Origin of the sequence: Burkholderia humptydooensis, assembly GCF_001513745.1 — a bacterium.
GTDB lineage: Bacteria > Pseudomonadota > Gammaproteobacteria > Burkholderiales > Burkholderiaceae > Burkholderia > Burkholderia humptydooensis.
This window is the reverse complement of record NZ_CP013380.1, coordinates 1,438,278-1,452,081: the sequence shown is the minus strand read 5'-3', so window position 1 is coordinate 1,452,081 and position 13,804 is coordinate 1,438,278. Positions and strand designations below refer to the sequence as shown.

Sequence of the window (13,804 nt, the reverse complement as noted above, 5' to 3'; positions counted from 1 at the left end):
GTGTCAAAAACCGCCGTCGCTGGCGGAACAAAAAGGGGACGGCGTCCCGCCGTCCCCTTTTCAAGGTCCGATGCCTTCGCGCGCAACTGCCGCGCGAAGGCCGGTCGGCGCCGCGGCGCTTCGTCCGCCGACGAGACGAAGCGCCATCGTCGCTTACAGCGAGTAGTACATCTCGAACTCGATCGGATGCGTCGTCATGCGGTACTTCGCGAGCTCCTGTTCCTTCAGGCCCAGGTACGCGTCGATCATCGCGTCCGTGAACACGCCGCCGCGGGTCAGGAACTCGCGGTCCTGGTCGAGCGCTTCGAGCGCCTGGTCGAGGCCGGCGCACACGGTCGGGATCTTGGCATCCTCTTCCGGCGGCAGGTCGTACAGGTTCTTGTCCGCGGCCTCGCCCGGATGGATCTTGTTCTGGATGCCGTCGAGGCCCGCCATCATCAGCGCCGTGAAGCACAGGTACGGGTTCGCCATCGGGTCCGGGAAGCGCGTTTCGATGCGGCGGCCCTTCGGGTTCGACACGTGCGGAATGCGGATCGACGCCGAGCGGTTGCGCGCCGAGTACGCGAGCTTCACGGGCGCCTCGAAGTGCGGCACGAGGCGCTTGTACGAGTTCGTCGTCGGGTTCGTGATCGCGTTCAGCGCGCGCGCGTGCTTGATGATGCCGCCGATGTAGAAGAGCGCCGTTTCCGACAGGCCCGCGTAGCCGTTGCCCGCGAACAGGTTCTGGCCGTCCTTCCAGATCGACTGGTGCACGTGCATGCCCGAGCCGTTGTCGCCGACGACGGGCTTCGGCATGAACGTCGCCGTCTTGCCATACGAGTGCGCGACGTTATGGATGATGTACTTCGCCCATTGCGTCCAGTCCGCGCGCTCGACGAGCGTCGAGAACTTCGTGCCGATTTCGTTCTGGCCCTGGCCCGCCACTTCGTGGTGGTGCACTTCGACCGGAATGCCGATCTGCTCGAGCAGCAGGCACATTTCCGAGCGCATGTCCTGGAACGAATCGACCGGCGCGACCGGGAAGTAGCCGCCCTTCACGCCCGGACGGTGGCCCGTGTTGCCGCCCTCGAATTCCTTCGCCGACGACCACGGCGCTTCTTCCGAGCTGATCTTCACGAAGCAGCCGGACATGTCGGTGTTCCACTGCACCGAATCGAAGATGAAGAATTCCGGCTCCGGGCCGAAGTACGCGGTGTCGCCGATGCCCGTGCTCTTCAGGTACGCCTCGGCGCGCTTCGCGAGCGAGCGCGGATCGCGCTCGTAGCCCTTGCCGTCGGCAGGCTCGACGACATCGCAGGTCAGCACGAGGGTCGACTCTTCGTAGAACGGGTCGATGAAGGCGGCGTTCGGATCCGGCATGAGCAGCATGTCCGACGCCTCGATGCCCTTCCAGCCCGCGATCGACGAGCCGTCGAACGCGTGGCCGCTTTCGAACTTGTCCTCGCCGAAGGCCGACACCGGCACCGACACGTGTTGCTCCTTGCCGCGCGTGTCCGTGAAGCGGAAATCGACAAACTTGACGTCCTCGTCCTTCACGAGCTGCATGACGTCGGCGACGGTTTTACTCATAACCTCTTCTCCTGATTGAACAAATCCGGCGGACTGGGACCGCCTCGTTAAGCGAGCTGCTGAGCGCAGCGTTCTTTGCCGCGTACAACCGATTCGAACGGGATGGATATAGCAGCTTCCATGCCATGCATGCGCCAGATCGGCGCGAAGCGCGCGAGGCCGCGCCCCGTCAGGGCCGGGGCGCGCACTTTCGGGGCTTCGGCGCGCCCGGACGCTGCCGGGCGCGCACCTTGCTTGTGCAGTTGAGCATTCCATACCCCCTGAAATCACCGTTCTGGTGCTATTCGTTCATTTTGCACCTTTTTGGTGATATCGGCACATCGCGCGCGTCATGGATATCGGCGGCCGTCGCTGCCCGGCCGGCGCGCTAGAATGGTTTTTTGATCCGCAGGAGACCTCCCGCCATGAGTACGCTTGAACAGCTTTACGCGCAAGCCGACACGCGCCGCGCGCAAGGCAACCTGAACTACGCGGGCGCGCTCTCGCCCGCCGAGGCCTTCGAGCTGCTGCAACTCGATCCGAGCGCGCGCCTCATCGACGTGCGCACCCGCGCGGAGCTCGACTGGGTCGGCCGTCCGCTCGTCGGCGACGGCCAGTACGCGCACGTCGAATGGGCCCGCTACCCGGGCGGCGTGCCGAACGCGGAATTCATCGACCAATTGCGCACCCTCGCGCAACCCGATCAGCCGATCCTGTTCCTGTGCCGCAGCGCCGCGCGCTCGAAGCTCGCCGCGGTCGCCGCCGCGCAGGCCGGCTTCATGAAGGCGTTCGATCTGCTCGAAGGATTCGAAGGCGCTAAGGACGCGCAAGGGCACCGGAAGACCGTCGAAGGCTGGTGCCACCGCGGCTTGCCCTGGATCGGCGCATAACGCGCGACGCCGCCCGCCATCGTCCGGCCGGCCGATGACATAGCGATGACGGCCCGCGCGCCGCGCCCGCCCCGCTCAGCCGTGCTGCGGCTCGGCCGGCTCGACGATGTCGCCGCCGAGCAGATGCACGCCCTCGCGCAGTCTCACGAACGCGGCCGCGACCGCCTCCGGCTCGCCCTTCACGCCGAGATCGATGTGCCGGCGCGCATAGACGCCGCCCTTTTCCGCGTCGCCTACGCTCGGCAGGCTGAAGACCCGCACGCCCGGGAAATCTCGCTCGATTCTCTCCATCAGCGGCGTGAGCGTCGATTCGGGCAGCTCGAACACATAGAGCGAGCGCTCCGCATGCGGGGTCGCGTGATGCAGGTGCGCGTACTTCGTGTCGAGCACCCATTCGATCATCGGCCACGCCATCACCGGAAAGCCCGGCACGAAGTGATGATCGCCGCACGAAAAGCCCGGGATCCGGTTGTAGCCGTTCGGGATGATCGTCGCGCCGCGCGGGAACACGCCCATGTTCAGCCGATGCCGGTTCTCCGGCGAATCGAGATCGGCGGGCTTCGCCGGATCGGCGTACGTCTCGCGAATCCGCGCCTCGATCAGCGCCTTCGCTTCCGGATGCAGCTCGAGCGGCACGCCGAGCGCCGCGGCCGCGCACTGGCGCGTGTGGTCGTCGGGCGTCGCGCCGATCCCTCCCGTCGAGAACACGATGTCGCCCGACGCGAACGTGCGCGCGAGCGTCGCCGTGATCCGCGCGGGATCGTCGCCGACGTACTCGGCCCAGCCGAGCGCCAGCCCGCGCGCGGCCAGGAGCTCGATCACCTTGGCGAGGTGCTTGTCCTGGCGGCGACCGGACAGAATCTCGTCGCCGATGATGATGATGCCGATGGTCATGCTTGCCTCGTCGAATCGATGGAAGTCGCGTTCCCGGCCGCCGCGCGCTCGTCCTGCAGCGCGCGCAGGCAGTAGAAGCCGAACCACAGCGCCGAGAACACCAGAATGAATGCGTAGACCCAGATCATCGCGGCGGCGACGAACGGAAACAGCACCATCATCCAGATCGACGACACCCAGATGAAGGTCGGCACCGTGCCGAGCAGCCCGCTCGCGACGCCGATGCCCAACAGCGGCCAGCGGCGCTTGCGCACGAGCGCGCGGCGCTCGTCGGCGCTCGCGTGCAGCGCGAGCGCGTCATAGGTCATCACGCGGTACGTGAGCCAGCCCCAGATCACGGGCGGCAGCAGCGCGAAGAACGGCGGAATCAGCCACAGCGGCACCGTCACGATCAGGAGCACGATGCTCGCGAACGCGGCCCACAGCGAATTGAACACACTGCCGAACAGGCTGCCGCCCCGCTTCATCTCGAGCGACGCGAACTGGCGCTTCGACAGATGCGAGACGACGGCGGGCATCGACAGCGTCGCGATCAGGAGCAGCACCGTCAGCACGATGAGCGGAATCGCGAGCGACACGACGACGAACGGCGCGACGACCGCGTGCAGTTGCGATGCGCCGATCGCGTTGAAGAACTTGTAGAGGAGCGCCGTCAGCGCAAAGCCGTCGAGCGCGGCGCGCGCGGCGTCGACGAGCGGCTGCCACGAGAACCAGAGCACGACGCCCCAGATCACCGCGGAGACGATAAACGGCATGAAGGTGAGCCAGAGCATTCGCGGGTGCAGCGCACTCGCGAGCGCCCGGCCGAAGGAGCGCAGCAGATCGTTCATGCGGGACGGATCATCGATCGGGAATGGGAAGGCCCGGAAAGGATAAACCACGCGGCATGCGTGCGGCAAAAACGGGGCGGTAGCGAATGGGGGCGGCGAAGGCGTGCGATGCGCGCACATGGGCGGCCGGGCGGCGCGCGGCGAGAAGAGAGCTGGTGGGAAGCGCCCCGGCAGTCGAAAAGCAGCAAGCCGTTCGGCCAAGCCGCCCCCCGAACGCGCCGCTCGCCCGCCGCGGCGGCTTACGCCGACGCCGCGTCGCGCTGCTTCCCCGGCGCGAGCCGCCGCGCGATCCGCACGAACGCGAGCCAGTGCTGCGCCCAGAAGCCGTCGCCGTACGACACGCCCTCATACTGCTCGCGGATGCCCGTCGGCTCGGGCGTGCGGTTCCATGACGCGGTGCGGAACAGCATGTCCCACCACGGAAACAGCACGCCGAAGTTGCAGCCGTACTTCGTGCCCTCGTGGCCGTAGCCGACCGCGTGATGGCGGCGATGGAACGTCGGGCTGACGACGAGGCGCTCGCCGAGCCAGCCGAGCGGCAGCCGCGCGTTCGTATGCTGAACGCTCTGCATGAAGTTCGTGACCGCGGTCAGCACGACGAACTGCGACGGCGACACGCCGATCACGAGCGCGATCGCCGCGAAGAAGCACGCCTGCAGCACGTCGTCGAGCAGGTGGTTGCGGTCGTCGCACCAGAGCGACATCTGGCGCTGGCTGTGATGCACGGCGTGCAGCTCCCACCAGACGCCGATCCGGTGCTGCCAGCGGTGATACCAGTAGCCGGCGAAATCGAGCGCGATCAGATAGATCGCGAACGCGACGATCGGCTTGGACGTGACGCCCGGCCACAGGTAGTCGAGATTGAAGTTCGAGATCCCGTGAAGACGCAGCCACGCCTGGAAGGCGTCGAAGAGCGGCTGCATCGCGAAGAAGAAGAACAGGCTGAAGATGCCGAGCTTCGCGATCAGCGTGTAGATCACGTCGACGCGCGCCTCCTTGCGGTTCTCCCACCGCTCGACGGGGCGCAGCGCCTCGAGCGGGCGCAGCAGCGCGTACATCGCGACCACCTGCAGCGCGCCGACGATCACCCAGTAGAGCGCGTCGTACGTGTCCTCGTCGTAGTCCATCAGGCCGACCTTGAACAGCAGCGGCTGCACGATGTCGACGTACAGCCAGGTCTGCAGATCGGACACGAAGCCGTCCAGCGCGGCGACGATCATGTGCAGCATGAACCGCTCCCCCGCCGCGTCACGCGCCGTTCGGCGCCGTCCACGGCGCCCGGTCGTAGAAATAGATCCCGTGCGGCGAGCGGCCGACCGAAATCGTCTGGATCAGCTTGCGGCTCGGCAGATCGATCACGCCGACCTTCTTCGCGAAGCGGAACGTCACCCACAGCGTCTTCCGGTCGGCCGACAGCTCCATGTCGTCCGGGCCGGGCAACAGGCCCGTGATGTCGCCGACGTTCGTGAGCGCGTTCTCGTCGATGATGCTGATCGTGTTCGCCACCCGGTTCGTCACCGCGACGTGCGTGCCGTCCGCGAGCGAGCGGAAGTTGTGCGCGCCCTTGCCGGTCGGAATCGTTTTCACGACCTTCTGGTTGCGCCAGTCGACGACGGCGACGTAGTCGGCGCCCGTCATCCCGATCAGCACGTACTTGTCGCCGGGCGTGAGCCACAAGCCCGCCGGCACCGGCCCGACCTTCATCTTCCACTTGACCGTCTGCGTGGCCAGATCGATCGCCGCGAGCTCGCCCGACACCTGCAGCGACACGAGCACCGTCTTGCTGTCCTTCGTGAACGCGAGGTGGCTCGGCATCACCGCGAGCGGCACGCGCTTCGCGAGCTTCAGGTCACGGCCGTCGTAGCTGTAGATGTCGACGCGGTCGAGCCGCAGGCCCGCCGCGACGAACCACTTGCGGTCGGGCGAAAAACCGAGCTGGTAAGGATCGTCGATCCCTTCGAGCGTGCGCTGCGGCTTGCCCGTCTTCGGATCGAGGAACATCAGGCTGTTCGACACCGAATTCGCGACGATCAGCGACGAATTGTCGGGCGTCGCCATCAGGTGATGCGGCTCCTTGCCGGTCGGATACTGGCCGACGACCTGGCGGGATTGCTGATCGATGAGGGACAGCGTCGCTTCAGCCGAATTCAGCACGATCACGTTGTTCGCGAAGGCGGCGACAGGCGCCAGCACGGCGGCCGCAAGCGCGAGCGTGCGGCCGAGAGAGAGGAAATTGCGCATGAAGACTCACGTCGAGGGACTGGCGTGATTGATAAAACGCGCGAGAACGCCGCCGGTTGACGTCCCGCGCCCGAGTGTGAACCCGCATACTCCGAGCCGCGCTCAGCGCTGCATCGACTCCCACACTTTGTAGAGCCGCTTGACCGACACCGGCATCGGCGTGCGCAGTTCCTGCGCGAACAGCGAGATCCGCAGTTCCTCGAGCAGCCACCGGAACTCGGCGAGCCGCGCGTCCGCGACGCCGCCGCGCTGCGCGGCCGAGCGCTGGTAGTGCTGCGCGAGCGGCTGCAGCTCGGCCGCCTGCCGCGCGTCGCGGGCGGGATCGGCCTTCAGCTTGTCGATTCGCAGCGCGATCCCCTTCAGGTAGCGCGGGAAGTGCGCAAGCTGCGCGTAAGGCGTATCAACGACGAAGCGCTTGCCGACGAGCGCCGCGAGCTGGCCCTGCATGTCCGCGTGCGCGGCCGGGAACGGCTTCGCCTGCGCGAGCTTCTTCGCGAGCCCCGCGTACTCGGCGAGGATCTGCCCGACGAGCCGCGCGATCTCCTGCGCGAGCAGGTTCAGGCGGCTCCTGCCCTCGTCGCGGCGCGCGTGGAAGCTCGCGTCGTCGTCGGGCAGCGGGTCCTGCAGGCACGCGCGGTCGAGCGCGGTCGCGATCAACTGGTCGCGCAGCTCGTCCTGCGTGCCGAGGGACATGTACTGCATCGCCATCTCGCGCAGCCCCGGCAGGTTCTTCTCCAGATACTTGACCGGCTCCTTCAACTGCAGCGCGAACAGGCGCCGCAAGCCCGCGCGGTGGACCCGCGCGGCCTCGTCGGGCGAGTCGAACACCTCGACGTCGCAGTGCGTGCCGCGGTCGACGAGCGCCGGGTAGCCGACGAGCGTCTCGCCGCGCCGGCGGATCTCGAGCAATTCCGGCAGCGTGCCGAAGTTCCACGTCGTCAGGTTCTCGTAGAGCGCGGTCGCGCCGGCAGCCGCCGCGCCCGCTTGCGCCGCCCCGACGTGCCCGCGTCGCGGCCGCGCGCCGCCCGCGGGCGCCTCGGCGGCGGCGGCCGCCGCGCCCGAATGCTCGCCCGCCGGCGCGAGCGTCGCCGCGGCGGCGATCTTCTGGAAATGCTGCTGCGCCTGCGCGCCCAGCTCCGCGCGCAATTGCGCGAGATTGCGCCCCATCGCGAGCTGGCGGCCGTGCTCGTCGATCACCTTGAAGTTCATGAACAGGTGCGCGGGCAGCGTCTCGAGCTTGAAGTCGGACGTCTTCGTCGCGACTTGCGTCTGCTCCCGGACGTCGGCGATCAGCGCATCGACGAGGCCGCCCGCGCCTGCGCCGGCCGCGCCGAAGCGAGCGCGTCCGGCGCGCTCGACGAAGCCCGCCGCGTATTCGGGCAGCGGCACGCAATGGCGGCGCAGCTTCTGCGGCAGCGACTTCAGCAGCAGGTGCGCCTTCTCCTTCAGCATCCCGGGCACGAGCCACTCGGCGCGGCGCGCGTCGACCTGGTTCAGCGCGAAGAGCGGCACCGCGAGCGTCACGCCGTCGCGCGGCGAGCCGGGCTCGAAGTGGTACGCGAGCGCCATCTCGACGCCCGCCATCGTTGCGCGCTTCGGAAACAGGTCGGTCGTCACGCCCGCCGCCTCGTGGCGCATCAGGTCGTCGCGCGACAGATACAGCAGGCGCAGCCCGTCTTCCGGCTGCCCGCTCTTCTTCACCTCGTCGCGATACCAGCGCTCGAACGCGGCGCCCGTGTGGATGCCGGCCGGAATCGCCTGATCGTAGAACGCGTGAATCAGCTCGTCGTCGACGAGCACGTCCTGCCGGCGCGACTTGTGCTCGAGCTGCTCGATGTCGGCGAGCAGCTTGCGGTTGTGAGCGAAGAACGCGAGCTTCGTGTCGAATTCGCCGTCGACGAGCGCGCCGCGGATGAAGAGCTCCCGCGCGCGCGCCGGGTCCTGCCGGCCGAACGCGACGCGCCGCCGGTGATAGACGGTGAGCCCGTACAGCGTCGCGCGCTCGAACGCGGCGACCTGCGCGGGACGTTTCTCCCAGTGCGGCTCGGACAGCGATCTCTTCAGCAGATGCGCGCCGATCCGCTCGATCCATTCCGGCTCGATCTTCGCGATGCAGCGCGCATAGAGCCGGCTCGTCTCGACGAGCTCGGCCGCCATCACCCAGCGCCCCGCCTTCTTCACGAGCGCGGAGCCCGGCCACAGATGGAACTTGATCCCGCGCGCGCCGAGGTAGTGCGGCTCGTCCTCGGCCTTGAAGCCGATGTTGCCGAGCAGGCCCGTCAACAGCGACAGATGGATCTGCTCGAACGTCGCGTCGGCCTCGTTCAGGCGCCAGCCGTGCTCGCGCACGACGGTCAAGAGCTGCGAGTGGACGTCGCGCCATTCGCGCAGCCGCAGATGCGACAGGAAGTTCTGCCGGCACGCGTCGACGAGCTGCCGGTTCGACTTCTTGTGCGCGACCGCCTCCTCGAACCACGCCCAGATCTTCGGCCACTGGAGGAACTCGGAGCGCTCGTCGGCGAAGCGTCGATGCGCCTGGTCGGCCTGCTCCTGCGCGTCGGCCGGGCGATCGCGCGGGTCCTGCACGGACAGCGCGCTCGCGATCACGAGCACTTCGCGCAACGCCTGCTGGTCGCGCGCGGCGAGGATCATCCGGCCGACGCACGGGTCGAGCGGCAGCCGCGCGAGCTCGCGGCCGAGCGGCGTGAGCGCGTTGTCGTCGTCGACCGCGCCGAGCTCGTTGAGCAACTGATAGCCGTCCGCGATCGCGCGGCCGGGCGGCGGCTCGATGAACGGAAACGATTCGATCTCCGACAGATGCAGCGACTTCATCCGCAGGATCACCGCCGCGAGCGACGAGCGCAGGATTTCCGGATCGGTGAAGCGCGCGCGGCCGGCGAAATCGCTTTCTTCGTAAAGGCGGATGCAGACGCCGTCGGCGACGCGGCCGCAGCGGCCCGCGCGCTGGTTCGCGGCCGCCTGCGAGATCGACTCGATCTGCAGTTGCTCGACCTTGTTCCGGTACGAATAGCGCTTCACGCGCGCGAGGCCCGTATCGACGACGTAACGGATGCCCGGCACCGTGAGCGACGTCTCGGCGACGTTCGTCGCGAGCACGATCCGGCGCGCGTTCGACGGCTTGAACACGCGCTCCTGCTCGGCGGCGGACAGCCGCGCGAAGAGCGGCAGGATCTCGGTGTGCGGCGGATGATGCTTGCGCAGCGACTCGGCCGCGTCGCGGATCTCGCGCTCGCCGGGCAGGAACACGAGCACGTCGCCCGGGCCTTCGCGGCAGAGCTCGTCGACCGCGTCGACGATGCCGTCCATCAGGTCGCGCTCGGCCTCGCGCGCGCTCTTCGCGCGGTCGCGGCCGGACGCCGCGCCTTCCGCGTGCCGGACGGCGGCCGGCCGGTCATCGGCGATCGCCCGGTAGCGAACCTCGACCGGATACAGCCGCCCGCTCACCTCGATCACGGGCGCGGGCCGCTCGTCGCTGCCGAAATGGCGCGCGAAGCGCTCCGCGTCGATCGTCGCCGACGTGACGATCAGCTTCAGGTCCGGCCGCTGCGGCAGGATCTGCTTCAGGTAGCCGAGCAGGAAATCGATGTTCAGGCTGCGCTCGTGCGCCTCGTCGATGATGAGGGTGTCGTACGCCTTCAGGAGCGGATCGGTCTGCGTCTCGGCGAGCAGGATGCCGTCCGTCATCAGCTTGACCGAGGCGCCCGGCGCGAGGTTGTCGGTGAAGCGCACCTTGTAGCCGACCACCTCGCCGAACGGCGTGCCGAGCTCCTCGGCGATCCGGCGGCCTGTCGACGACGCCGCGAGCCGCCGCGGCTGCGTGTGGCCGATCAGGCCCGCGCCGCCCGCGCCGAGGCCGCGGCCGAGCGACAGGCAGATCTTCGGCAACTGGGTGGTCTTGCCCGAGCCCGTCTCGCCGCAGACGATCACCACCTGGTGATCGGCGATCGCGCGCGCGATCTCGTCGCGCCTGCCCGACACGGGCAGGCTTTCGGGAAACGTGATCGGCGCAACGGGATTCGGCGCGACGCGAGTCTGCGGGGCATGCGGTGCGCGCGGCGCGCGGGCGGCCTCGGAGCCGGCGTCGCGGCGCACAGCGCGCGGCGCGCCCGGCTGCCCGGGCGACGCCTGCCGCGGGCGCGGCGGCCGCGGCTCGCCCGGCGTGCCCGCACGTTTTTGCGCGGGACTTTTAGGTACATTCGACATGGGGGCGCATTATAATCCCGCCCATGAATTCCCAAACCGACCTCCCCGCCGCCCATTCGGGCGCCGCTCCCCAGCCGTCCGTCGACGAAGCCGTCCATCACGCGCAGTTCGTCGACTGGATGCGTTCCGTCGCGCCCTATATCCACAAGTTCCGCAACAACACGTTCGTCGTCGGCTTCGGCGGCGAGGTCGTGCAGCGCGGACTGCTGAGCGCGCTCGTGTCCGACATCGCGCTGCTGCAGGCGATGGGCATCCAGATCGTGCTCGTGCACGGCTCGCGGCCGCAGGTCGAGGAGCAACTGAGCCTGCACGGCGTCGAATCCGCGTTCTCGCACGGCCTGCGGATCACCGACGCGCGCGCGCTCGAATCGGCGAAGGAAGCGGCGGGCGAAGTGCGGCTCGACATCGAGGCGGCGATCAGCCAGGGCCTGCCGAACACGCCGATGGCGCACGCGCACATCAGCGTCGTGTCCGGCAACTTCGTGACCGCGCGGCCGGTGGGGATTCTCGATGGCGTCGACTTCGCGCACACGGGCGTCGTGCGCAAGATCGACGCCGAGTCGATCCGCCACTCGCTCGCGAGCCGCAAGCTCGTGCTGCTGTCGCCGCTCGGCTTCTCGCCGACGGGCGAGGCGTTCAACCTGTCGATGGAGGACGTCGCGTCGGCGGCCGCGATCGCGCTGCGCGCGGACAAGATCATCTTCCTGACCGAGTCTCCCGGCATCGTCGACGAAGCGGGCGAGCTCGTGCGCGAGATGTCGCTCGACGCGGCGGCCGAGTTGCTCGACTCAGGCGATCTGCAGGGCGACGACGGGTTCTTCCTGAAGCACGCGATCCGCGCGTGCCGCGGCGGCGTCGCGCGCGCGCACCTGATTCCGCAGTCGCTCGACGGCAGCGTGCTGCTCGAATTGTTCCTGCATGACGGCGTGGGCACGATGATCTCGTACGAGAACCTCGAGAGCCTGCGCGAGGCGACGCCGGACGACGTCGGCGGCATCCTGACCCTCATCGAGCCGCTCGAGACGGACGGCACGCTCGTGCGGCGCGGCCGCCACCAGATCGAGCGGGACATCGATCACTTCTCGGTCATCGAGCACGACGGCGTGCTGTTCGGCTGCGCGGCGCTCTACCCGTACCCGACCGAGAAGATCGGTGAGATGGCGTGCCTCACGGTCGCGCCCGAGGCGCAAGGCTCGGGCGACGGCGCGCAGCTCCTGAAGCGGATCGAGCAGCGCGCCCGCGCGCGCGGCTTGACGCGGATCTTCGTGCTGACGACCCGCACCGAGCACTGGTTCCTGAAGCGCGGCTTCGTGAAGGCGACGGTCGACGACCTGCCCGAAGACCGCCGCAAGCTCTACAACTGGCAGCGCAAGTCGCTCGTGCTGATGAAGCAGCTCTGAGCGGCGCGGCGCGCCCTTCCCCCGATTACGATTACAGGAGAGGTACACGATGGCCCGTATGATTCACTGCGCGAAGCTCGGCAAGGAAGCCGAGGGACTCGATTTCCCGCCGCTGCCGGGCGAGCTCGGCAAGCGCCTGTACGAGAGCGTGTCGAAGGAAGCGTGGCAAGGCTGGCTCAAGCAGCAGACGATGCTGATCAACGAGAACCGGCTGAACATGGCCGATCCGCGCGCGCGTCAGTACCTGATGAAGCAGACCGAGAAGTATTTCTTCGGCGACGGCGCGGACCAGGCGTCCGGCTACGTGCCGCCGACGCAGGGCTGAACCGCCGCGTTCCGCCGCCGCGTTTCGCATATCGGACGAAAGCCTCGGGCAGCGATTGCTGCCCGAGGCTTTTTTTGCGCACGCGAGCGCGCGAGCGCGCCGTCAAGGCTTCGCGAGCACCCCGCCCCTCGCGCCGACATCGACGCGCTTGCCGCGCTCGAGCGTCGCGATGCACACGAGCGACACCGCCGCGAGCGCGCTGTAGAACACGGCGAGCGGCCACCACTGGCCAGCGAAACGGTGCGCGAGCAGCGCGCCGGCGAGCGGCGTGAGCCCGCCCGCGAGCGCCGCGCAGAGCTGGTACGACAGCGAGATCGCCGAATAGCGGACGCGCACGTCGAACGCGGTCGACATGAAGCCCGCCATCACCGCGTACGAGCTCGACATGCACATCACCGCGATCGCGATGCCGGCGACGATCGCGACGGGGCGCCCCGTCGACACGAGCGCGAACATCGGATACGGCGACGCAATCGCGAGCGCGGCGGCCGTCATCAGGAAACGCCCGGTGCCGACGCGCTGCGCGAACCAGCCGGACGCGAGCTGCGTGCCGAGCTGGATGAACGCGACGACGAACAGGCAATCGAGGATCAGCGCGCGATCGAGCCCGAGCGTCTGCGTCGTGTAGTTCAGCATGAACGTGTTGACGAACCACGCGCCCGCGACGCCGATCACGTTCGCGCCGAGGCAGAGCAGCAGCGTGCGCCACGCGTCGCGCACCACGTCGGCCACGGGCCGCGCCGCCGTGCGCCGCTCGGCCTTCACGCGCGCGAACTCCGGCGATTCGTCGACGCCCGCGCGGATCGCGAGCCCGACGACAAGCAGCACCGCGCTCGCGAGAAACGGCAGCCGCCAGCCCCACGCGAGGAACGCGCCGTGCTCCATGCCGGCGACGAGCCGAAACGCGAGCAGCGCGAGAATCAATCCGGCCGGGCTGCCGAGCTGCGCGAACGACGCGACGAACGTGCGCTTGTCCGCGCTCGCGTGCTCGCTCGCCATCAGTACCGCGCCGCCCCACTCGCCGCCGATCGCGATGCCTTGCGCGATGCGCAGCGCGACGAGCGCGACGGGCGCGGCGACGCCCGCCTGCGCGTAAGCGGGCAGCAGGCCGATGCCGACCGTGCCGGCCGCCATGATGACGAGCGTCGCGACGAGCGCCTTCTTGCGGCCGATCCGGTCGCCGAGATGGCCGAACACGAGGCCGCCGAACGGCCGCGCGAAAAAGCCGACCGCGAACGTGCCGAACGACGCGAGCGTGCCGAAGAACGGCTCGCCCGGCGGAAAGAACAGCTTGCCGAAGATGAGCGCGGACGCGGTCGCGTAAAGGTAGAAGTCGTACCACTCGATCGTCGTGCCGACGAACGCCGCGAGCGCGGCGCGCGCGGGCTGGCCGACCGGCGCGCGCTCGACGCGGCCATCGTGCTGGGATGTCATCGTTGTCTCCATGTCTCT

The 13,804-nt window shown here is 68.6% G+C and carries 10 protein-coding genes; 3 read left to right on the top strand and 7 right to left on the bottom strand.

Translation table 11 applies throughout. From position 1 onward, the window contains the following. Window positions 1-153 precede the first annotated feature (153 nt). Window positions 154-1,569: a type I glutamate--ammonia ligase gene (gene glnA / locus AQ610_RS06700; protein ID WP_015601285.1), complete on the bottom strand. Its 1,416-nt coding sequence runs from the start codon at window positions 1,567-1,569 to the stop codon at window positions 154-156. A gap of 404 nt (window positions 1,570-1,973) precedes the next feature. On the opposite strand from glnA, the gene AQ610_RS06695 reads away from it, so the two are divergent. Beyond that, window positions 1,974-2,438, top strand: coding sequence for a rhodanese-like domain-containing protein (locus tag AQ610_RS06695; protein WP_006025923.1), 465 nt, complete (start codon window positions 1,974-1,976; stop codon window positions 2,436-2,438). 75 nt (window positions 2,439-2,513) lie between these two features. On the opposite strand, the gene AQ610_RS06690 is transcribed toward AQ610_RS06695, so the two are convergent. The 5 genes from AQ610_RS06690 to hrpA all read right to left on the bottom strand — a co-directional run bounded on the left by AQ610_RS06690 (window position 2,514) and on the right by hrpA (window position 10,627). Continuing rightward, window positions 2,514-3,332, bottom strand: coding sequence for a competence/damage-inducible protein A (locus tag AQ610_RS06690; protein WP_006025922.1), 819 nt, complete (start codon window positions 3,330-3,332; stop codon window positions 2,514-2,516). Continuing rightward, window positions 3,329-4,162, bottom strand: coding sequence for an EI24 domain-containing protein (locus AQ610_RS06685; protein ID WP_006025921.1), 834 nt, complete (start codon window positions 4,160-4,162; stop codon window positions 3,329-3,331). The genes AQ610_RS06690 and AQ610_RS06685 overlap by 4 nt, the downstream gene beginning before the upstream one ends. Before the next feature lie 239 nt (window positions 4,163-4,401). Next, window positions 4,402-5,391 (bottom strand): sterol desaturase family protein, encoded by a 990-nt coding sequence (locus AQ610_RS06680; protein WP_006025920.1) that lies wholly within the window; start codon window positions 5,389-5,391, stop codon window positions 4,402-4,404. Window positions 5,392-5,410: 19 nt separating this feature from the next. Next, on the bottom strand, window positions 5,411-6,403 hold the full coding sequence (locus tag AQ610_RS06675) for a YVTN family beta-propeller repeat protein (RefSeq protein ID WP_006025919.1): 993 nt from the start codon (window positions 6,401-6,403) through the stop codon (window positions 5,411-5,413). 102 nt (window positions 6,404-6,505) lie between these two features. Beyond that, entirely contained in the window at window positions 6,506-10,627 is a 4,122-nt protein-coding gene (gene hrpA / locus AQ610_RS06670; protein WP_006025918.1) for an ATP-dependent RNA helicase HrpA, read from the bottom strand. A 23-nt stretch (window positions 10,628-10,650) separates the two neighbouring features. On the opposite strand from hrpA, the gene argA reads away from it, so the two are divergent. Continuing rightward, window positions 10,651-12,027 carry an amino-acid N-acetyltransferase gene (gene argA / locus AQ610_RS06665; protein WP_009913001.1) on the top strand — a complete coding sequence of 459 codons (1,377 nt, stop codon included), beginning with the start codon at window positions 10,651-10,653 and terminating at the stop codon, window positions 12,025-12,027. Between the two features lie 49 nt (window positions 12,028-12,076). After that, window positions 12,077-12,352 (top strand): oxidative damage protection protein, encoded by a 276-nt coding sequence (locus tag AQ610_RS06660; RefSeq protein ID WP_009913003.1) that lies wholly within the window; start codon window positions 12,077-12,079, stop codon window positions 12,350-12,352. Between the two features lie 102 nt (window positions 12,353-12,454). Here the strand turns inward: AQ610_RS06660 and AQ610_RS06655 are convergent, their stop codons facing one another. Further along, window positions 12,455-13,786 (bottom strand): MFS transporter, encoded by a 1,332-nt coding sequence (locus tag AQ610_RS06655; RefSeq protein WP_009913005.1) that lies wholly within the window; start codon window positions 13,784-13,786, stop codon window positions 12,455-12,457. Between the last annotated feature and the right edge of the window lie 18 nt (window positions 13,787-13,804).

Excerpts from the sequence above, each read along its gene's own strand:
- glnA (WP_015601285.1), bottom strand. The coding sequence starts at position 1,569 with ATGAGTAAAACCGTCGCCGACGTCATGCAGCTCGTGAAGGACGAGGAC.
- AQ610_RS06695 (WP_006025923.1), top strand. The coding sequence starts at position 1,974 with ATGAGTACGCTTGAACAGCTTTACGCGCAAGCCGACACGCGCCGCGCG.
- AQ610_RS06690 (WP_006025922.1), bottom strand. The coding sequence starts at position 3,332 with ATGACCATCGGCATCATCATCATCGGCGACGAGATTCTGTCCGGTCGC.
- AQ610_RS06685 (WP_006025921.1), bottom strand. The coding sequence starts at position 4,162 with ATGAACGATCTGCTGCGCTCCTTCGGCCGGGCGCTCGCGAGTGCGCTG.
- AQ610_RS06680 (WP_006025920.1), bottom strand. The coding sequence starts at position 5,391 with ATGCTGCACATGATCGTCGCCGCGCTGGACGGCTTCGTGTCCGATCTG.
- AQ610_RS06675 (WP_006025919.1), bottom strand. The coding sequence starts at position 6,403 with ATGCGCAATTTCCTCTCTCTCGGCCGCACGCTCGCGCTTGCGGCCGCC.
- hrpA (WP_006025918.1), bottom strand. The coding sequence starts at position 10,627 with ATGTCGAATGTACCTAAAAGTCCCGCGCAAAAACGTGCGGGCACGCCG.
- argA (WP_009913001.1), top strand. The coding sequence starts at position 10,651 with ATGAATTCCCAAACCGACCTCCCCGCCGCCCATTCGGGCGCCGCTCCC.
- AQ610_RS06660 (WP_009913003.1), top strand. The coding sequence starts at position 12,077 with ATGGCCCGTATGATTCACTGCGCGAAGCTCGGCAAGGAAGCCGAGGGA.
- AQ610_RS06655 (WP_009913005.1), bottom strand. The coding sequence starts at position 13,786 with ATGACATCCCAGCACGATGGCCGCGTCGAGCGCGCGCCGGTCGGCCAG.